22 protein-coding genes are annotated in these 18468 nt (G+C 63.2%); 14 read left to right on the top strand and 8 right to left on the bottom strand.

What is annotated here, in order from left to right; genetic code table 11:
• The first annotated feature begins 69 nt into the window (after nucleotides 1-69).
• On the top strand, nucleotides 70-525 hold the full coding sequence (locus tag LZ536_RS09085) for an NUDIX hydrolase (RefSeq protein ID WP_348538827.1): 456 nt from the start codon (nucleotides 70-72) through the stop codon (nucleotides 523-525).
• Nucleotides 526-537: 12 nt separating this feature from the next.
• On the opposite strand, the gene LZ536_RS09080 is transcribed toward LZ536_RS09085, so the two are convergent.
• The 4 genes from LZ536_RS09080 to uvrB form a co-directional block, all read right to left on the bottom strand.
• Nucleotides 538-2034, bottom strand: a complete 1497-nt coding sequence (locus LZ536_RS09080) for a S10 family peptidase (protein ID WP_249848301.1) — start codon at nucleotides 2032-2034, stop codon at nucleotides 538-540.
• Between the two features lie 82 nt (nucleotides 2035-2116).
• On the bottom strand, nucleotides 2117-2476 hold the full coding sequence (locus LZ536_RS09075) for a hypothetical protein (RefSeq protein WP_249848299.1): 360 nt from the start codon (nucleotides 2474-2476) through the stop codon (nucleotides 2117-2119).
• Nucleotides 2477-2539: 63 nt separating this feature from the next.
• Nucleotides 2540-3826, bottom strand: coding sequence for a L,D-transpeptidase family protein (locus LZ536_RS09070; protein ID WP_249848297.1), 1287 nt, complete (start codon nucleotides 3824-3826; stop codon nucleotides 2540-2542).
• Nucleotides 3827-3936: 110 nt separating this feature from the next.
• Nucleotides 3937-6126 (bottom strand): excinuclease ABC subunit UvrB, encoded by a 2190-nt coding sequence (uvrB, locus tag LZ536_RS09065; RefSeq protein WP_249848295.1) that lies wholly within the window; start codon nucleotides 6124-6126, stop codon nucleotides 3937-3939.
• Between the two features lie 194 nt (nucleotides 6127-6320).
• Here uvrB and LZ536_RS09060 point away from each other — a divergent pair, with 194 nt between their 5' ends.
• The 3 genes from LZ536_RS09060 to LZ536_RS09050 are packed head-to-tail and all read left to right on the top strand — an operon-like array spanning nucleotide 6321 to nucleotide 8203.
• Complete coding sequence (locus tag LZ536_RS09060) at nucleotides 6321-6893, top strand: DUF3617 domain-containing protein (RefSeq protein WP_249848293.1); 573 nt, start codon at nucleotides 6321-6323, stop codon at nucleotides 6891-6893.
• Nucleotides 6890-7282, top strand: coding sequence for a VOC family protein (locus LZ536_RS09055; RefSeq protein ID WP_249848291.1), 393 nt, complete (start codon nucleotides 6890-6892; stop codon nucleotides 7280-7282). The genes LZ536_RS09060 and LZ536_RS09055 overlap by 4 nt, the downstream gene beginning before the upstream one ends.
• 36 nt (nucleotides 7283-7318) lie before the next feature.
• On the top strand, nucleotides 7319-8203 hold the full coding sequence (locus tag LZ536_RS09050; RefSeq protein ID WP_249848290.1) for a diacylglycerol/lipid kinase family protein: 885 nt from the start codon (nucleotides 7319-7321) through the stop codon (nucleotides 8201-8203).
• Here the strand turns inward: LZ536_RS09050 and LZ536_RS09045 are convergent.
• Nucleotides 8200-10575, bottom strand: coding sequence for a membrane-bound PQQ-dependent dehydrogenase, glucose/quinate/shikimate family (locus LZ536_RS09045; RefSeq protein ID WP_249848288.1), 2376 nt, complete (start codon nucleotides 10573-10575; stop codon nucleotides 8200-8202). The two genes, LZ536_RS09050 and LZ536_RS09045, sit on opposite strands and share 4 nt — an antisense overlap.
• A gap of 432 nt (nucleotides 10576-11007) precedes the next feature.
• Between LZ536_RS09045 and LZ536_RS09040 the strand changes: the two genes are divergently transcribed.
• The 8 genes from LZ536_RS09040 (at nucleotide 11008) to LZ536_RS09010 (ending at nucleotide 15670) form a co-directional block, all read left to right on the top strand.
• A complete protein-coding gene (locus LZ536_RS09040; protein WP_249848286.1) occupies nucleotides 11008-12873 on the top strand; it encodes a ribonucleoside-diphosphate reductase subunit alpha in 1866 nt (621 codons plus the stop codon).
• Nucleotides 12870-13067 carry a hypothetical protein gene (locus tag LZ536_RS09035; protein WP_249848285.1) on the top strand — a complete coding sequence of 66 codons (198 nt, stop codon included), beginning with the start codon at nucleotides 12870-12872 and terminating at the stop codon, nucleotides 13065-13067. The genes LZ536_RS09040 and LZ536_RS09035 overlap by 4 nt, the downstream gene beginning before the upstream one ends.
• A 2-nt stretch (nucleotides 13068-13069) precedes the next feature.
• The gene (locus LZ536_RS09030; RefSeq protein WP_249848283.1) at nucleotides 13070-13264 is read left to right on the top strand and encodes a hypothetical protein; all 195 of its coding nucleotides are present in this window, start codon (nucleotides 13070-13072) and stop codon (nucleotides 13262-13264) included.
• A gap of 63 nt (nucleotides 13265-13327) precedes the next feature.
• Nucleotides 13328-13753 carry a PepSY domain-containing protein gene (locus LZ536_RS09025; protein WP_249848281.1) on the top strand — a complete coding sequence of 142 codons (426 nt, stop codon included), beginning with the start codon at nucleotides 13328-13330 and terminating at the stop codon, nucleotides 13751-13753.
• Nucleotides 13666-14049, top strand: coding sequence for a hypothetical protein (locus LZ536_RS09020; RefSeq protein ID WP_348538826.1), 384 nt, complete (start codon nucleotides 13666-13668; stop codon nucleotides 14047-14049). The genes LZ536_RS09025 and LZ536_RS09020 overlap by 88 nt, the downstream gene beginning before the upstream one ends.
• Nucleotides 14046-14177 carry a hypothetical protein gene (locus LZ536_RS13065; RefSeq protein ID WP_283938396.1) on the top strand — a complete coding sequence of 44 codons (132 nt, stop codon included), beginning with the start codon at nucleotides 14046-14048 and terminating at the stop codon, nucleotides 14175-14177. The genes LZ536_RS09020 and LZ536_RS13065 overlap by 4 nt, the downstream gene beginning before the upstream one ends.
• Nucleotides 14178-14179: 2 nt before the next feature.
• Complete coding sequence (locus LZ536_RS09015) at nucleotides 14180-15259, top strand: ribonucleotide-diphosphate reductase subunit beta (protein ID WP_249848279.1); 1080 nt, start codon at nucleotides 14180-14182, stop codon at nucleotides 15257-15259.
• 231 nt (nucleotides 15260-15490) lie between these two features.
• Nucleotides 15491-15670, top strand: a complete 180-nt coding sequence (locus LZ536_RS09010; protein ID WP_249848278.1) for a hypothetical protein — start codon at nucleotides 15491-15493, stop codon at nucleotides 15668-15670.
• Between the two features lie 94 nt (nucleotides 15671-15764).
• On the opposite strand, the gene LZ536_RS09005 is transcribed toward LZ536_RS09010, so the two are convergent.
• Both LZ536_RS09005 and LZ536_RS09000 read right to left on the bottom strand, forming a co-directional pair.
• Nucleotides 15765-16049 carry a hypothetical protein gene (locus LZ536_RS09005; protein WP_249848276.1) on the bottom strand — a complete coding sequence of 95 codons (285 nt, stop codon included), beginning with the start codon at nucleotides 16047-16049 and terminating at the stop codon, nucleotides 15765-15767.
• A gap of 23 nt (nucleotides 16050-16072) precedes the next feature.
• Nucleotides 16073-16534 carry a thermonuclease family protein gene (locus LZ536_RS09000; protein ID WP_249848275.1) on the bottom strand — a complete coding sequence of 154 codons (462 nt, stop codon included), beginning with the start codon at nucleotides 16532-16534 and terminating at the stop codon, nucleotides 16073-16075.
• A gap of 309 nt (nucleotides 16535-16843) precedes the next feature.
• Between LZ536_RS09000 and LZ536_RS08995 the strand changes: the two genes are divergently transcribed.
• Both LZ536_RS08995 and LZ536_RS08990 read left to right on the top strand, forming a co-directional pair.
• Nucleotides 16844-17293, top strand: a complete 450-nt coding sequence (locus LZ536_RS08995; RefSeq protein ID WP_249848273.1) for a DpnI domain-containing protein — start codon at nucleotides 16844-16846, stop codon at nucleotides 17291-17293.
• Between the two features lie 38 nt (nucleotides 17294-17331).
• Entirely contained in the window at nucleotides 17332-17532 is a 201-nt protein-coding gene (locus LZ536_RS08990) for a hypothetical protein (protein WP_249848271.1), read from the top strand.
• 358 nt (nucleotides 17533-17890) lie between these two features.
• Here the strand turns inward: LZ536_RS08990 and LZ536_RS08985 are convergent, their stop codons facing one another.
• Complete coding sequence (locus LZ536_RS08985; RefSeq protein WP_249848270.1) at nucleotides 17891-18460, bottom strand: hypothetical protein; 570 nt, start codon at nucleotides 18458-18460, stop codon at nucleotides 17891-17893.
• Nucleotides 18461-18468 lie beyond the last annotated feature (8 nt).

The raw sequence follows: 18468 nt of genomic DNA, 5'->3' as shown, positions 1-18468 counted from the left end.
TTCCGTCCGAGCACCCCCTTGCGCCACGGCTTTTGCGGAGCGAAAGTCGCGGTGAGAAGGATCGTCGGCATGGTTCAGGACAACATGCAAACGACGAAAAAGGGAACGCAGATTCAAACCGCTGCCCTTCCTTGGCGGACGCGCGCAAACGGCCGCCTTGAAATTCTCCTCGTGACTAGCCGTGACACGCAGCAATGGCTCTTGCCCAAGGGCTGGCCGATGCGCGGCCACAGCCTGGCGGAAGCCGCCGCCATCGAGGCGTTCGAGGAGGGCGGCGTCGAAGGTCGAGTCGACAGGCGGCCCATCGGCAGCTTCGACTATATCAAATCGCAGGTCCCGCGCGGCCGCCGCGCTATCAAGATCGTGGTCCATCCGCTGGCGGTGACCAAGGTACGGGCCAACTGGCCGGAGCGGCTCGAGCGCAAGCGCAAATGGTTTTCGTTCCGCAAGGCAGCCAAGGCCGTCTCGTCGGAAGCATTGGCCGAGCTCATCCTCGACTGCAAAAAGAAGCTGTCGCGGGCCTGACGGCCGCCATCTTTACCTCGCGCGGATGAACTCGCGGACGTCGGCTGCCAGCTTGTGGCGGTCTTCGTCGCGGACGTACATCATGTGCCCGGCGTGATAGTAATGGAACTGGATGCGGTCCTGCGGGATGCCCGTCCGCGACAAGGCATATTCGGTCGCAAAGAAGGGCGTGGCGAAGTCATAATAGCCCTGGCCGACGAAAATCCGCAGCTGTGAATCCTCGCGCAAGGCCTGGCCGAGATAGGGCGCGACGTTGAGATAGGCGTTGGCGTCGCGGCCGCCGATCCGCCAGTCCCAGTCGCGGCCGATGCCGCTGATCGACTGATATTCGCGGTTGGTCTTGAAGCCGAGCGAGTCCCGCTCCCAGCTGTTGACCGCGGCGGTGTAAGCGGCGTCGATTCCGTAGAAGCTCGGATCATTGTCCGGGCTTTCGCCGGCGCTGTCGTAGTCCTTGCCGGTGTAGCGGGAATCGAGCCGGCCGACGGTCACACCCCGGTCACGCAGCAATTCCTTGTAGAAGCGGTCCGGAGTCACCCGCAGGTCGGCGCTCTCGAGATAGGTCTCGCTGAGCCCGGTGAAATGCGACAGCTGCTTGCGGATGCTTGCCCGCTCTTCCGGCGACAATTTCTGCCCCTTGAACAAGGCCGCCGCATAGGGGCCCATCGCCCACTGGCGCGCTTCCTCGACGATCTGCTCGACCGACGGTGAGCTGGTCTTGCCGTGATAGAAAGCGGTCGCCGCCATCGACGGCAGGTTGGTGATGTAGCTCAGCTCATTGCCCGCGGTGTCGGCACCGGCGGCGAAGTCCAGCACCGTCGACATCAGGATGATGCCGTTCAGCGCAACGTCGTTGTAGGTCGTGTTGACGAGCTGATTAGCAACCGCCGCCGAGCGGGTCGTCCCGTAGCTTTCGCCGCCCAGATATTTCGGGCTGTTCCACCGACCATTGTCGCCGAGCCAGCGGCGGATGACTTCGGCGACCGCTTTGGCGTCGGCGGTGACGCCGTAATATTCCTTGCCCTCGGTCTTTCCGATCAAATGCGAGAAGCCGGTGCCAGGCGGGTCGATGAAGACGATGTCGGTGACATCGAGCAGGCAGTCAGGGTTCGGAACGATCGGATAAGGCGGGCTGCCGTCGTCGCGGGCATCGGAGGGAATCGCGACCCGCATCGGCCCGAAAGCACCCATCATCAGCCAGACTGAGCCCGAGCCTGGGCCACCGTTGAACAGAAAGGTGACCGGGCGGTTCGGGTCGCGCGGTTCCTTGATATAGGCCGTGGTGACGACCGCCGCCTTCTGCGTGCCGTCCTCGGCGCTGAGGATCGTCTCGCCGATGGTCGCGGTATAGTTGACCTTCTGCCCGCCAAAGACGCCGCTGTGCCGGGTCGTGACGACCTGCGGCACGACCTTCTCGGCCGGCGCGTCCTTGTCGCTTTTGTCCTGGGCCAGGACCGGCGCTGCGGTGACAGCGAGCGCAAGTGCCAAGGCAAACGACACAGCTGACTTCATCGACTTCCTCCCCGATTCGCAATTGGCGCGAACCATGCCGTTCATTGCGAGGAGGACAAGGGGCCTTCGACGGATCGACGGGCTACCACTTCTTCGGGACGTTCTTGCCCCAGGCCGTCTGGTCGCGTTCCTGCTTCCATGACTTTACCATGCAACCGGTCCAGCCGCCTGGGCCGACGGCGCTGCACGATTGGACGCCCGTGTCGCCTTCCTCGACCCAGCTTTGCCGCTCGCGCATCACGCTCATGGTCTCGCCGGCGGGATCGAAGGGCCCATCACGGCCGGGCATGCGATATTTCTCGTTGGGACGTCGCGAGCCGCAGACCAGGATTTCGTCCTTGTCCACGGGCACGCAATTCTGCCGCAGGACTTCGCGGGTCGCCTCGCCGCCGATGTCGGGCGACGAGGACGCCAGAGCGAAAAGGAACAGTGCGGCGGACACGCCGGCGCATGATCAATGCCCGGCGTGTCTTGGCAAGTCCCTGTCGATGAACGGCAGGCCGGCTTAGTTGACCGAGGCCACCTGCATTGCCGGGTTGAACATTTGCGGCATCGCCAGATCGTCCCAGCCATAGGGGTCTGGACGGAAGCTGATCCCGCCATTGCTGGCATCGACCGTCAAGTAGGTCAGGAAGACCGGTACCGGCCGCGGGACTTCGAACCGCTCTTCGCGGTTGGTACGCGGCTCCGGCACATAGCCGAACACCCAATCTGCGAAGCGGCGATAGTCCTGAAGGCGGATGCAGCCATTGCTCAAATGCCGGTCGGCCGCAGCGAACAGCTCGTCATGCGGCGTGTCGTGCATGTAGATGCCGAAGTCGTTCTTCATCTCGAACTTCATGTTGCGCATCGAATTCCATGGCCCCGGCAGCTGGCGGACGAGGATCGTCGGCTGCTGCTTGCCGCTGGCGATCGCCTTCCAGTTGACGGTGCTCGGATCGATGACCTGCGCATTGGCGGTCCAGTCGGACAGGACTTCGTAATGGAAATCCTTGAGGTAGGAGAGACCCTGTTCGCCGATCCGCTTGGCGGTCAGCGAACGGATCAACTCCGGCGGGACGTTCCAGTAGGGATTGGCTTTCGCATTGCGGATCATGACCGCCATCATCGGCGTCTTGGTCTTGGCCATGCCGACGACGACCTTCATGCTGTCGGCGACGCGGTCCCGGCTGAACAAATAGGTGTTGGCGGAGCCTGAATCGACGACGACATAGCGATCGAAGGTTCGCGTCTGCGGCAGTCGATAGGCGCGCTCCATGTTGATGGCGATCTTGCGTTCGTAATAATTGGCGCCGCGGTTCAGCGAGGCGATGGTGCCCTTGCCGGCGATGCCGTCGGGCGTGCCGAGGCCGTGGACGCGCTGATAGGCGGTGACGGCGTCGAGCAGGTTGCGGTCGAAGCCGCCCGAGGCCGGGAGGCCGAGCCGGGTGCGCAGCAGCTGGACGCGTTTCCCGGTCGATCCGGATTTCAGCGCAGCGCCAGCCGGGATCTTGGTTTGCGGCAAGCGGCCGTAGCTCGCTTCATATTGTTGCAGGCCGCGCTGCAGGTCGAAGAAGACGGGGTTCGGCGACTGGCGGCCCGAGCTGGGACTGAACAGGCGCGCCAGCCAGTTCTGCGACCTCTGGTGCTTCCTGGCGACGGTCGACAGCTGCGGATCGACATAGACGAAGTCGATGCCCTGCTTGATGGCCCGCGGAACCGCCACCGGCTCATCGCCGCGCGGCTGTGAAAGGACCGGCGTGGAGGCGATGAACGCCAGTGCGCCGAGAGTGATGGAAATCTGCTTTTTCATGAATGTTGCGCCGGGTTTGCAGCGCATTCCCCGAGTGGAACTACTAGCCAAACATTCTGCACGGCATTGGGTTGCCTCTGGCTGAACCCAAAGTTTCGGGAGTCCAACGACTATCTCGCGAAGCGCGTCCTGCTGGTCTTGCCGTAGCGCATCTTGCGGGTGCCCGGCCGGCCCTCGGTGGCGGTGCCGCTGGGTCGCGGTGCGACGCGGTTCGGATCGGGGATTCCGAGCTCGTCTTCCTCCAGCCGGCGGATCTCGTCGCGAAGCCGCGCGGCCTCCTCGAACTCCAGGTCGGCGGCGGCCTTGCGCATCCGCTGCTCAAGGTCGCCGATATAAGCCTTGAGATTATGCCCAACGAGGTGCGGCCGATCGTCGTCGCCGGTTTCGACCAGGACGCCGTCGCGCATCGTCACATCGCTCATGATATCGTTGATGTGGCTCTTGATGGACGCCGGTGTGATGCCGTGCTCAAGGTTGTAGGCGACCTGCTTCTCGCGCCGCCGATCGGTTTCGTTGAGAGCGCGCTCCATGCTGCCGGTAACTCGGTCGGCATAGAGGATGACCCGGCCGTCGATATTGCGGGCGGCGCGGCCGATAGTCTGGATCAGCGAAGTCTCGGAACGGAGGAAGCCTTCCTTGTCGGCATCGAGGATGGCGACCAGCCCGCATTCGGGAATGTCGAGGCCTTCGCGCAGCAGGTTGATGCCGACCAGCACGTCATAGACGCCGAGCCGCAGGTCGCGGATCAGCTCGATGCGCTCCAGCGTCTCGACGTCGCTGTGCATGTAGCGGACCTTCAGGCCCGCCTCGTGCAGATACTCGGTCAAATCCTCGGCCATGCGCTTGGTCAGGGTCGTGACTAAGGTCCGATAGCCCTTTCGCGCCGTCTCCTTGGCCTCGTGGACAAGGTCATCCACCTGGTCCTCGACCGGCTTGATCTCCACGGGGGGGTCGATCAGCCCGGTCGGGCGAATGACCTGCTCGGAGAAGACGCCGCCGGTTTCATTCATTTCCCACGGGCCGGGCGTCGCGGACACGAACGTCGTCTGCGGCCGCATCGCTTCCCACTCGTTGAAGCGCAGCGGCCGGTTGTCGATGCAGCTCGGCAGGCGGAACCCATATTCGGCGAGCGTGATCTTCCGCCGGTGATCGCCGCGCGCCATGGCGCCGATCTGCGGCACCGTCTGGTGGCTCTCGTCGACGAACAGCAGGGCGTTGTCGGGGAGATACTCGAACAGGGTCGGAGGCGGCTCGCCGGGCAGGCGGCCAGTGAGGAAGCGGCTGTAATTCTCGATGCCGGCGCAAGAGCCCGTGGCGGCGATCATCTCCAGGTCGAAATTTGTCCTTTGCTCGATCCGCTGCGCTTCCAGCAGCCGGCCTTCCGCCTGCAATTCCTTGAGCCGCTCGGCGAGCTCATGGCGGATCGCCTCCATCGCCTGTTTGAGCGTCGGCCCGGGCGTCACATAGTGCGAGTTCGCATAGACCTTGATGCTGTCGAGCGACGCGACCTTCTTGCCGGTCAGTGGATCGAACTCGACGATGTCCTCAAGCTCGTCGCCGAAGAAGCTGATCCGCCAGGCCGTGTCCTCATAGTGGGAAGGGAAGATTTCCAGATTGTCGCCGCGCACCCGGAAATTGCCGCGCGCGAACGCCTGGTCGTTGCGCTTATATTGCAGCGCGACCAGCTTGCGGATGATCTCGCGCTGGTCCTCCGTCCCGCCCTTCTTCAGGCTGAAGGTCATGGCCGAATAGGTCTCGACCGAGCCAATGCCATAAAGACAGGACACCGAGGCGACGATGATGACGTCGTCGCGCTCCAGAAGCGAGCGCGTCGCCGAGTGGCGCATGCGGTCGATCGCCTCGTTTACCGAGCTTTCCTTCTCGATATAGGTGTCGGTGCGCGGGACGTAGGCTTCGGGCTGGTAATAATCGTAATAGCTGACGAAATATTCGACCGCATTGTCGGGGAAGTAGTTCTTGAACTCCCCGTAGAGCTGGGCGGCGAGGATCTTGTTCGGCGCCAGCACCAAGGCTGGGCGCTGCAAGGTCTCGATAACCTTCGCCATGGTGAAGGTCTTGCCCGAGCCCGTGACGCCCAGCAGCACCTGGCTCTTCTCGCCTTCGAGCGCCGCCTCGGTCAGCTCCTTGATCGCAGCCGGCTGGTCGCCGGCCGGTGTGTAATCCGACCTAAGCACGAACTTGCGCCCGCCCTCCGCCTTGTCCGGCCGTGGCGGGCGGTGCGGGACGAAGGTCTCGCCGGTCTCCGGCTCGGCCAGCGAGGTGCGGATTTGAATCGCCATCGCCTTGCCATATGGTTGCCGGAGCGCGCCCGCGCAACGCGGCGGCCAAAGGGAGGAGCCTCTCCCAGCCTGGCGGCCATATGGCCTGAAAGAGCCTGCTCCGAATGCGGCGCCGGAAGCGGAGAATAGCCCGGCGCAGTGACCCGCCGCCGCAAATGACCTATGAGGCGGCCCGCAACATCGAGGGGGCGCGCATGAAATTCTGGTCGATCATCCCGCTGCTCGCGCTCACCGCCTGCGGCGACAGCGACAAGGTTGAGATGAAGAACGCTTCAGTCTCGGAGGTCGCAAAGACGATGGAGGCCAAGGGCGCCGCCGACAGCTTCATCGACCCGGGCGCCTGGGAGCAGACCGTCACCTTCGTCTCGATGGAGGCGCCCGGAATGCCGCCCGAGGCCAAGGACATGATGGCCCGCGCGATGGGAAAGACCCAGGTCCATGACGTCTGCCTGACCGAGGACAAGGCCAAGAACCCGCGCGCCGACTTCTTCGCGGGCGCCGACAAGAATTGCCGCTACGAGCATTTCAAATGGGGCGGCGGCAAGATCGACCTTAAGCTCGATTGCCAGCATCCGAACGCCCACCAGGTCATGGAACTGACCGGTAACTATCAGCCGCAGAGTTACGAAATGGCCATGACCATGACCAACGAGGGCAAGGAGCCAGGCGAGCACATGGTCATGAAGATGCGCGTCGATGCCAAGCGCACCGGCGCCTGCACGGCAGAGCAACTGGCCGCGGCGAAACAGGAGGAGAAGGCGCCATGATTGGTTACGTGACGGTCGGCAGCAACGACCTTGAGAAGGCGCGCGGCTTCTACGACCAGCTGATGCCGGTGCTGGGCGCCGGTCGCATCATGGAGTTCGGCCCGAACTTCACCATGTACGGCACCGGCATGGGCAAGCCCGGCCTCGCCGTCTGCAAGCCTTATGACGGCAATTCGGCGACAGTCGGCAATGGAAATATGACCTCCATCGCCTGCGACAGCCGCGCCCGCGTTGATGCCTTCCACGCCAAGGCAATGGAGCTGGGCGGCAGCGATGAGGGCGCTCCCGGAGTGCGCGGCGACGAAGGCCCGCAGGCCTTTTACGGCGCCTATTTCCGCGACCTCGACGGCAACAAGCTTGCGGCCTTTTGCATCGGGCCCGCCGACTAGAAGGCACTGTTTCGCCGCCGGATTGTTCTCGGCGGGATGAAACGCGCGATCACCTTGGTCAACACAAGCGGCGGTAGCTTCGCCGACGGCGCCGGCGACCGCATCGGCGAGGCGCTGGCCGCGGCGGGCGTCGATAGCGAGATCGTCCTCGTCGAGGGCAAGGATTGCGCCGCCCGCGCCGCCGATCACGTCAAGCAGGGTGTCGAACTGATCATTGCCGCCGGCGGCGACGGGACGATGGGCGCGGTTGCCGGCGAGCTGGCGGGAAGCAAGGCGGTCATGGGCATCATGCCCTTGGGCACGCTCAACCATTTCGCCCGCGACCTCGGCATTCCTTTCGACATCGCCGAGGCAGCGAAGGTCGTTGCGCAAGCAAAGCCCCGCAAGGTCGATATTGCCGAGGTCAACGGCCGCATCTTCATCAACAACGCCTCGATCGGGCTCTATCCGCTGATGGTCATGGACCGCGACGGCCAGCGGAAACGGCTCGGGCGCTCGAAGCGGCTGGCGATGCTGGTGGCATCCTTGCGTACCATGACGCGCTTCCATTCCCGCCGCCTGACGCTCAGCACCGATGGCGGCGAGGCGAAGGTCGACACTCCGCTGCTGTTCGTGGGCAACAACGATTATCGCGTTGCACTTCCCGCCGCCGGTCGCCGCGAGGCGCTCGACGATGGCGAACTCTGCGTCATGGTCATGCGCAGCAAATCGCTTCCTGGCTTTTTGGCCGCCACCGGCCGCGCCCTCATCGGCATCAGGCGGCGCGACGACATGGTACGGCTTAAAGGCGTCAAGGAATTGAAGGTCGACAGCCCGCGCTCGCATTTGTCCGTCGCGATGGACGGGGAAGCGCTGTCCCTGCCGCCGCCGCTGACCTTCCGCATTCGTCCGAGAGCGCTGAAAGTGATCGCGCCCGCTTAGGCGGCTTTCGGCAAGGCGTAGGCGATCACCTCGTCGCCCGCGGTCGTCCCGAGCGTGCCGTGCCCGCCGGCAACGACGACGACATATTGCCGGCCGTCGGCGCCTTCGTAGGTCATCGGCGTCGCCTGCCCGCCCGCCGGCAAGCGCGCCTGCCAAAGCTGCCGCCCGCTCGTCACGTCATAGGCGCGCGCATAATTGTCGAGCGTCGAGCTCATGAAGGCGACTCCGCCGCCGGTCATCATCGGACCGCCCAGCGACGGCACGCCGAGCTTCAACGGCAACGGCACCGGGCTCTTGTCCTGGATTGTGCCGTTGCGATGCTTCCAGGCGATTTTCGCACCGGCGAGGTCGACACCGGCGACATAGCCCCAGGGCGGCGCCTGGCAGGGCAAGCCGAGTTTCGACAGGAACGGGTTGAGGTAGACCGCGAATGGCGCGCCCTTGTTGGGATTGAGGCCCTTTTTGTCCATCTCGCTTTGCGGCCATTGTGGCCGGTTCTTCACCAGCTTGTCGACGAAGGCCATGTAGTCCGGGTTGGCGAAGGCTACGCCCCGGGCAGGGTCGTAAGCCATGCCGCCCCAGTCCATGACGCCGAAATTGCCGGGATAGACCAAAGTCCCCTGCAGCGACGGTGGCGTGAAGGCGCCTTCGTATCGCAACTGCTTGAAGGCGATCCGGCACATCAGCTGGTCGAGCATCGTCGCGCCCCACATGTCGCGTTCGCGGACCGGATCGAGCGGCATCAGGGTGAGGCGCGAATAAGGCTGCGTCGGAGACAATCGGTCACCCGGCGCAGGACCGCCGGGTACGCGCTTCTCGTCTACCGGGACGATCGGTGTGCCGCTGCGCCGGTCGAGCACGAATATATTCCCCGTCTTCGTCGTCTGGACGAGCGCCGGGACCATCTGCCCACCGACCGGCAAGTCGATCAGCGCGGGCTGAGCAGGAACGTCCATATCCCACAGGTCGTGGTGAACGGTCTGGTAGACCCAGCGAAGCCGCCCGCTGGCGGCATCGAGCGCGACGATGCTGGAGGCGAATTTCTCGGTCGTCGGCGGTCGGTTGCCGCCCCATTGGTCGACCGCGCCCATGCCGAAGGGGATATAGATGAGCCCCAGTTTCTCATCGGCACTGGAGGTGCTCCAGCTGTTTGGCGACGACAGGCTGTAATGCTGGCCATTGGCGAGTGGCGCCGTGCTGTCCGGATTGCCCGGGTCGAAGTTCCAGACCAGCTTGCCGCTCTTGGCATCGAAGGCGCGCACGACGCCCGACGGCATCTTGTCCGACTTGTTGTCGAAGATGCTGCCGGCGACGACGACGAGGCCCTTGGTCACCAGCGGTGCCGAAGTGAACTGGTAATGGCCTTCCTCATAGCCCGGATATTGCGGGGTCAGGTTGAGCTGGCCTTGGTCGCCGAAATCGCCGCATCGCTTGCCGCTGGCGGCGTCGAGGGCAATCAGCCGGGCGTCGTTGGTGGCGATGAAGATGCGCGTGCTGCAGTCGGCGGCGCGCGGCGGACTCGGCGCGGCACCAGGGGCGGCCGCCGAGTCGTAATAAGATACGCCGCGGCAGCTCATGTGCTGCGTGCCCTTGACCGATACCTTGGCATCGAACTTCCAGACCGTTTTCCCGGTGACGGGATCGAGCGCCATGACGATGTCGTGGGGCGTGCAGATGTAGAGGAGGCTGCCGACCTTGATCGGCGTTACCTCATAAGTGAACTCGCCGGGATCGCTGGCGCGCTTCAAATCGCCGGTGTGGATTTGCCAGGCGACCTTCAAATCCTTGACGTTGCCGGGATTGATCTGCGCCAGCGGGGACCACTTCAGCCCGGCGACGGTCCCGCCATAGGCTGGCCAGTCGCCGTGCGCGGCGGCGTAGGTGATCGGCAGCTGCGCGCGCTGGCCGGGGAGGTTGCCGGACTGGTCGCGGACGTCGCGCGACAAAGCGATGCCGAGAACGATGAAACTCGCAAGCAGCGCCAGCGATAAAGCCAGGCCTGAGCCGCGAATCGCGCTGGTGCGAGGCGCCAGCGACCGCGTCAGCCACGGCAAGATCAGCAGGACGCCGATCGGCACCAGCAAATCGCCGCGCGGCGTCAGCTGCCAGAAGTCGAAGCCAACTTCGACCAGCGCCCAGACGAGCGTGCCCGCGAGCACGGCCGCATAAACCAGCAGCGCGGACGCCTTGCCACGGAACAGCAGCACCGCAGCCGCAATCAGGCCGATGCCGGCGATCACATAATAAAATGAGCCGCCCAGCGTCAGCAGGTAAGCGCCGCCGCCCGCCAGCCACAATCCGATGAGCCCGATGACGACGCCCATGATTCGGGCAAATGGCGATGGCCGATTCGGCCGGTCCTGGTCGCTCATTCGAGCCTCCGTAAGTAGTGCGGACGGCCCCTCAACCGCTCAGGCGGCCGGTTGTTGCGTCCGCCAGCCACGAATTCACGGCGCGCGACCTGTCCCGAATTGAATCATGGTTAACGCTCTGCGTGGCCGCGCCGCCACAATCCTCTCTGCGGGCCACAGTTTTTTTGCGCTGGATTAAAAATTGATCTTGCGTCCGATTCCAGTTGAGGCACTATAGATTGTGTAGCGACGGGGGAGCTTCTCAACTTCTTGTGGTTGTGGCCGGAAGACACTATCTTCCGGTGAGGCCATTTGCGTGCCCTGTGGATATCGGGGACTGGCTGAGAAAAGACCCCTTTCGTTGCGAATTTGGGCTAGATTCGGCCCATGGCGCCGAGTCGAACATTAGTAGAACAGACCGCGGGAAATGCGGTCGAGTCACGGGGTGAGGACATGGATTTTTCGAGCAGCAGCGAAGTCAGCGCCGACGATGTCGTTGAGACTGGCAGCAAGCGGGTCGACCCCAAGGCGCACAAGGTCGAGATCGACCCGTCGCGCGACGCGCTCCTGACCGATTTCGGCAAGGAGACGCTGAACGACCGCTACCTCCTGCCAGGCGAGACCTACCAGGATCTCTTCGCGCGCGTCGCCTCGGCTTACGCGGACGACGCCGCACATGCGCAGCGCGTCTATGACTATATTTCCAAGCTGTGGTTCATGCCGGCGACACCCGTCTTGTCGAACGGCGGTACCGGCCGCGGCCTGCCGATCAGCTGCTATCTGAATAGCGTCTCCGACAGCCTCGACGGCATCGTCGGCACCTGGAACGAGAATGTCTGGCTGGCGTCCAAGGGCGGCGGTATCGGCACCTATTGGGGATCGGTGCGCGGCATCGGCGAGCCGGTCGGCCTCAACGGCAAGACCAGCGGCATCATCCCGTTCGTCCGCGTCATGGATTCGCTGACGCTGGCGATTTCGCAGGGCTCGCTGCGGCGCGGCTCGGCCGCCTGCTACCTCGATATCTCGCATCCCGAGATCGAGGAGTTCCTGGAGATCCGCAAGCCGTCGGGCGACTTCAACCGCAAGGCCTTGAACCTGCACCATGGCGTGCTGGTCACCGACGAGTTCATGGAAGCGGTCCGCGACGGCGCCGAGTTCACGCTCCGCAGCCCACGCGACGGCACCGAGCGCGGCAAGGTCGACGCCCGCGCCCTCTTCCAGAAGCTGGTCGAGACCCGGCTGGCGACCGGCGAGCCGTACATCATCTTCATCGACCAGGTGAACCGGTCGATGCCGAAACATCACCGCGACCTCGGCCTCAAGGTGACGACGTCGAACCTCTGCTCCGAGATCACCTTGCCGACCGGCAAGGACCATCTCGGCGCCGACCGCACGGCCGTCTGCTGTTTGAGCTCGATGAACCTTGAAACCTGGGACGAATGGAACGGCGACAAGCAGTTCGTCGAGGACGTCATGCGCTTCCTCGACAATGTGCTCTCCGACTATATCGCCCGCGCGCCGGACGAGATGGCGCGCGCCAAGTACAGTGCCGAGCGCGAGCGGTCGGTCGGCCTCGGCGTCATGGGCTTCCACAGCTTCCTGCAGGCGCGCGGACTGCCGTTCGAAGGCGCCATGGCCAAGTCGTGGAACATGCGCATCTTCAAGCACATCAAGGCGCAGGTCGACGAAGCCTCGATGATGCTGGCGAACGAGCGCGGCCCGTGTCCCGATGCCGCCGACATGGGCGTCATGGAGCGCTTCAGCTGCAAGATGGCGATCGCGCCGACCGCGTCGATCTCGATCATCTGCGGCGGCACCTCGGCCTGCATCGAGCCGATCCCGGCCAACATCTACACCCACAAGACGCTGTCGGGCAGTTTCTCGATCAAAAACCCGTATTTGGAGAAGCTGCTCACCGAGAAGTCGAAGAACTCGGACAGCGTCTGGAACTCGATCCTCGAGCGCGGCGGCTCCGTCCAGCACCTCGACTTCCTCACCCAGGAGGAAAAGGACGTCTACAAGACCAGCTTCGAGATCGACCAGCGCTGGCTGATCGAGCTTGCCGCCGACCGCACGCCGTTCATCGACCAGGCGACCAGCCTCAACCTCTTCATCCCGGCCGATGTCGACAAATGGGACCTGCTGATGCTGCACTTCCGCGCCTGGGAGCTCGGCATCAAGTCGCTCTATTACCTGCGCTCCAAATCGGTGCAGCGCGCTGGGTTCGCCGGCGGCGTCGAAGCGGACAACACGCCCGAGCTGAAAGAAATCCAGCTCGCCTCGTCCACAGACTATGACGAATGCCTGGCCTGCCAATGACGACTACCTCCATCATCGAGATTGCGTTCGGCGCGGCGCTGATGGTGGGCGCGGTGGTGCTCTATCGCCGCCGTGGGCCGGAGGGTGAGGCGAAGACCGGCAGCCAGTCTGCCGTCGTCCTGCTGATCGTCGGGCTGATCCTGCTGATCCACGGCTCCGGCCTGCTCGAATACAGGCATTCGGCGGGATTATGACCATGGGCCAGCTCATCATGCTCGGCATCGGGCTCGTCGCACTGGCGGCGGGGATGGTCATCCTCCTCTCCAGCCGCCGCGGCAGCGACGCACAGCGTTACGCCCGCCGCATGATCGGCACGATGATGGCTGCATTGGGCGCCGCGCTCACGGTTTTCGCGCTCGGCCTCGCCGGCAAATTGGAGGGCGCGCAATGACCCCTTGCCAATCGCACCAACTTCGTCTTGATATTGCGAAACATTCGCAAGACGGAGATTCGCGTGCGCAAGTGGCATCGGTGGGTGGCGACGATATTCGGCGTCTTTTTGCTGTGGATCTCGGTGACGGGCGTGCTCAGCCAGGTGGGCAGCCTGGTCAACAAGGGCGGGTTCGAGCGCGCGGAGACGTCGCGCGCCGGGCCGCCTCCCAAAGCCTCGCCCAACTCCCCGCCGGGCTTCAAATGCCCCGAGGACATGACCTGCCGGCCCAAGCAGCAGCCGGGGCCGTGGAATGTCGGCCTGCTCCATCATCTGCATTCGGGCGAGAGCTTCGGACCCGCGGGCGTCGTCATCTCGATTATGTCCGGCCTGTCGCTGCTCTTCTTCGCCTTCTCCGGCCTGTGGATGTACATTCAGATCTGGCGTTTCCGGCAGTCTCGCAGGCAGGCGGGCAAACCGCTCCGCGGCGGCCGCTTCTTCTGGCGGTAGGGGCAGCCTTCGCCCTCACCGCCTGCGCGCAACAGGCCGCGACCGCCGTCGATCCCGCCGCCCCCGGCTTCCTCGAAGGCCTGTGGCACGGCTTCATCTTCCCGGTCGCCTGGGTCATCTCGCTGTTCAGCAGCAACACCGCCATTTACGCCGTCCCCAATGACGGCGGCTGGTACGATTTCGGCTATTTCCTCGGCATCTGCGTGTTCGGCGTCGGCGCCCGCAAGACGCAGACCGTCTACCGCGACCGCACCATCGAGGTGAAGGCGAAACGCATCGTGGAGCCGGGCGAATGAGCCTGCCCATCATCATCGCCATCGCCATTGGCGTCCTGGTCGCCATTGCACTTGTTTTCGCGGGCAGGACCGGCCCGCGTGTCACCCACATTGAAACCCGCCGAGTTGACGGCGAGGACGGAGAGTAAGCATGCCCCTCCTTCAAGCCCGCAAGCAGTACAAGCCGTTCGAATACCCCTGGGCGTTCGAATATTGGAAGCGCCAGCAGCAGATCCACTGGATGCCGGAGGAAGTGCCGCTGGGCGAGGATTGCCGCGACTGGGCGCAGAAGCTCACCGATCATGAGCGCAACCTGCTCACCCAGATCTTCCGCTTCTTCACCCAGGCCGACGTCGAGGTGCAGGATTGCTACCACGACAAATACGGCCGCGTGTTCAAGCCGACCGAGATCAAGATGATGCTGACCGCCTTCTCCAACATGGAGACGGTGCACATCGCCGCTTACTCGCACCTCCTCGACACCATCGGCATGCCGGAGAGCGAATATTCCGCCTTCCTCCAGTACAAGGAGATGAAGGACAAGCACGATTATTTGAGCACCTTCGGCGTCGACACGGACGAGGACATCGCCAAGACGCTCGCCATGTTCGGCGGCTTCACCGAGGGGCTGCAGCTGTTCGCCAGCTTCGCCATGCTGATGAACTTCCCGCGCTTCAACAAGATGAAGGGCATGGGCCAGATCGTCAGCTGGTCGGTCCGCGACGAGAGCCTGCACTGCGAAGGCATCATCAAGCTGTTCCACACCTTCGTGAAGGAACGCGACTGCCTGACCCGCAACGTCCAGGAATCGATCATCGACGCCTGCCAGAAGACGGTTCGGCTGGAAGACGCCTTCATCGAGCTCGCCTTCGAAATGGGCCCGGTCGAGGGCATGACGCCCAAGCAGATCCAGAAGTACATCCGCTTCATCGCCGACTGGCGCCTGGGCCAGCTGGGCATGAAGCCCATCTACATGGTCGACGAGCACCCGCTGCCCTGGCTGGCGCCGATGCTGAACGGCGTCGAGCACGCCAACTTCTTCGAAACCCGCGCGACGGAATATTCCAAGGCCGCGACCCGCGGGAATTGGGGCGAAGTCTGGGACAATTTCGACCGCCGGCAGAAGGCCAAGTCGAACGCGGCGAACGATGGCCAGGACGGTGCCGGCGACGAAGGCGGCAGCGGCGATGAGGGGGATATGTTCTCTCGGGCTGGGGTTGCTGCTGAATAAGATAATTTCCGCTCAGCTAGCTTAGGGAGGGTAGTATGTCGCAAGGGCCATAAATCGATCGCAATAACCAAATGGCTGCGGATCAGGACCCTTCGCGTACTGCTCAGCACCCAGTCCCCTGGTTGGTCTGGGGTGGAACCGAAACATCGGCCGCAAGCATAAGCTCCCAACGTCGGGATCAGGAAAATCCGTACCCACACTTCCACCTGCACTTCTTAGGAAGGCGGAGCCATGTTCGCAGAAGCGCAAGCATATCTGCACATGGACGAGGAATGGATGTGGCGTTTCTACCTTATGGACTCCCAAGGAAGAGTAATCGTCATATCCCACCGAGCCTATTTCACGCGAGACGAGGCCCTGGCCGCATTGCGTGAATTCCAGCTCAACCTCGCCCGCGCAGAAACCGGATAGGCCGGCGCTTGGCCCAATTGCTGAGCGGATAAAGGGGGCGGCTTCGGCCGCCCTCGATATTTGCGAGCCGAATGCCAGAATGCTGCAGCCCCGCTTATTCCTTGATCAGTCCACCCCAGACAGCGTCATCCGTCTCTTCAATGACGATGTTGATCCCGCAGTGCTCATTTCCGAAATACCTGAACAGACGCGATTTAACTCGCCCGGAAAAACGCGCATGGTCGGCGTCCGAAGTCATCGGTTCGAGTTGAACGTAGTCGCCGACTGCAGGGATGAGCGCGAATTGGGATTGGTCTACCGAGAGACCGACGATCTCGCCGTCGTCGAGAGGCCGATCATGGCCGCGGGGCATGTACTGGAAATCCATGCTGTACTTCATACGCAACTCCTCAACGCAAACGTTCAACACCAAGGTCGCTTACCGCCTTGGTAGTAGCGAGCAAGCCCTTCGTTCACGAGCGTATCGCCGACGTCGTGCCCATCGACGAGGACTAGCCTCAGCTTGCGACCATAAACGTCCGCGTCCCGGTCGACTGATTTCAGCGTGATCGTCCCGCTGTTCACCAGTTGCAGCAGCCGTTGGGTCGCCCGGTCGCCTAGGGCCTTCTCGGAAGCACAATCATATTCGTGAGTTTCCGGCGCATCGATGTCGGCGATCCGAATATTCTCGCCTTGCAGCCAGATCGTGTCGCCATCGACGACGCAATTCGTCCCGCCGCCCGTATGGCAAAAGTGGAAACTCTCACGAACGGACGAGGCGCCCGTTGCCGTTGCTACCGGCTTCTGGCTCAGTCGATCACCGATCCAGCCGCCACCAATGATGAGTGCAGCCGCCGTGCCGATGACGGTCGCTTTGTAACGCAAATAACCGCCGAAGCCGCGCCTAGGTTTTCTCCTATAGCGCTGGAAATTCCGTTGCTTGCGCTGACCCCTCACCTGCTGGCGACGGCTGGCTAGCTCCTGTTTCTCTTCTCGGCTCAGGGCTTGGTAGGCCTCCGGGCTGATCCAGTCCGTGCCCTGCCACTTTGGTCTTGGCGCGTTAGAACGCCGCCGACCGAATTGGCCACGATACACATTGTCCTTGCGTTCCCCGCCCATAGACGAACGCTACTCAAGTCTCCTTGCCGGACGAAGCCTTTTCAGATCTACCGCTGTAAAAGCGGGAGATTCGGGTTGGCGACCGACAAGCAGGACCTCGGCGAACTGGGCGAGAAGCTTGTCGCGGCAAGCTGCAATTGTCCCCGGTGTAAGCGCGCGCGAACGCTCAAGCGTCTCCCGATAAACTTTCGTTGCGCCGACCTGATCTGCGATTTCTGTGGCTACCTTGCACAGGTGAAAGCAACACGCGTCGATGACGTAGACCGCAAACCGGATTCCATCCTTGGCGCGGCGTGGGGGCCGCAGAAGGAGCGAATGGATTCGGGAATCTTCTTTCCGCTGTTCATTGTCACTGTCGCAAAATCGGGGAAGAAGAAGGCGATCTATTACCTGTCTGCGGACTTGCAGGATGCCTCGATCTTCGAACCACGCAACCCTCTGAGTGCAACTGCAAAGCGGGCGGGCTGGCAGGGATTTCTCTACAAGCTGACCCATGTGGCGGACCGGTTAGTTCGGATCAAATAGTGGGTTGAAAATTGCTCGGGCCTGGGCACGGTGTGCCAATGACAAAGCCCGGCAAGCGCATCGCAATTGTCTGCGGAACATGCGGGTCGGACGCGGTCAGCCGCGACGCATGGGCCGACTGGGACACTGGCAAGCAAGAATGGGTGCTCGGTGCGGTCTTTGACTATGGCCACTGCCATAAGTGCGACTGCGAAGCGTCCCTGCTCGAGGTTGAATTGAAGCAAGCCGTCACGGAGTGAATCCGGGACGTCGAACGGGTTCGGCTGCGCCGACCCGTCGGCCGGGCAAAAATTGTCTCTTCGACGCTGGCTCCCGATTGCTGACGCAATCGCTCGCCTGCGCTCGGCAATTTTTGCTGTCCTACAGCCCATGATGTGATCCATGTGGTGCGGCTCCTTTTCCGACGGAGTCCACCCAAACATGGAAATGCCAAGCGAACGGCAGATCGCCGAAGCCATCGGCCGTTCGTGCGCGCGCTCAAGCGCGTTGAGGAGTGAACTTAGCGAACTTTCGATTGGGAATTGGAGCGGCTCTTTGAAAATCGAATCTCCAGGGAGATTGCAGAATCTCGTCGGGCGACCGCATTCGCCCGCAAAATCACCGCCACCGCCCTCTCGGTTCGACATAGCTGCCGATCCGCCGCAGCGGCCGCTCGTGCCAGTTGATGTTGAACGCCCAATATTTCGGGAAGAACTGCAGCCAGGAATAAGGCAAATTCTCGTCGATCCAGCGGGCGAGGTGCTGCCAGCCGCCGGGCTCCGGGTGCAAATCGTAGAAGGCCGGTACGACGACGCACGCCGTCGCGCCCATGCAGCCATGCTTGTCGCGCAGGTCCCAGATGTGGCCGGCCGCGCTGCTCTCGTTGATAGCGCAATTATAGCCCGCCTTGCCGGCGCGCATCATCCGGTTGCCGAGCGCGTTGACCTCCTGGTTGCGATAGGCGCCGCGAACCGCGACGCGCCCCCAGCGGTCCTGCAGCGGTTCGAGCAGTTCCTCGCACAGCCGGGTCCCCGCCGCGATCGCCAGGTCCGGGTCGTCGGGCGCGTTGAGCAGCCCGTGCACCTGCGCGATTTCCGAATGCAGCATGTCGCGCATGAAGAAGCTCTTGCTCAGCCGCACCCGGCCAAGCTCGGTCAGCGCCTGCACGCTCGTCGGTTTCCTGCGCATCGGCGCTC

The organism is Sphingomonas alba, assembly GCF_023516555.1.
In the GTDB taxonomy this organism is placed as follows: Bacteria; Pseudomonadota; Alphaproteobacteria; order Sphingomonadales; family Sphingomonadaceae; genus Sphingomicrobium; species Sphingomicrobium album.
This window is presented reverse-complemented; position numbering and strand designations above follow the sequence as displayed.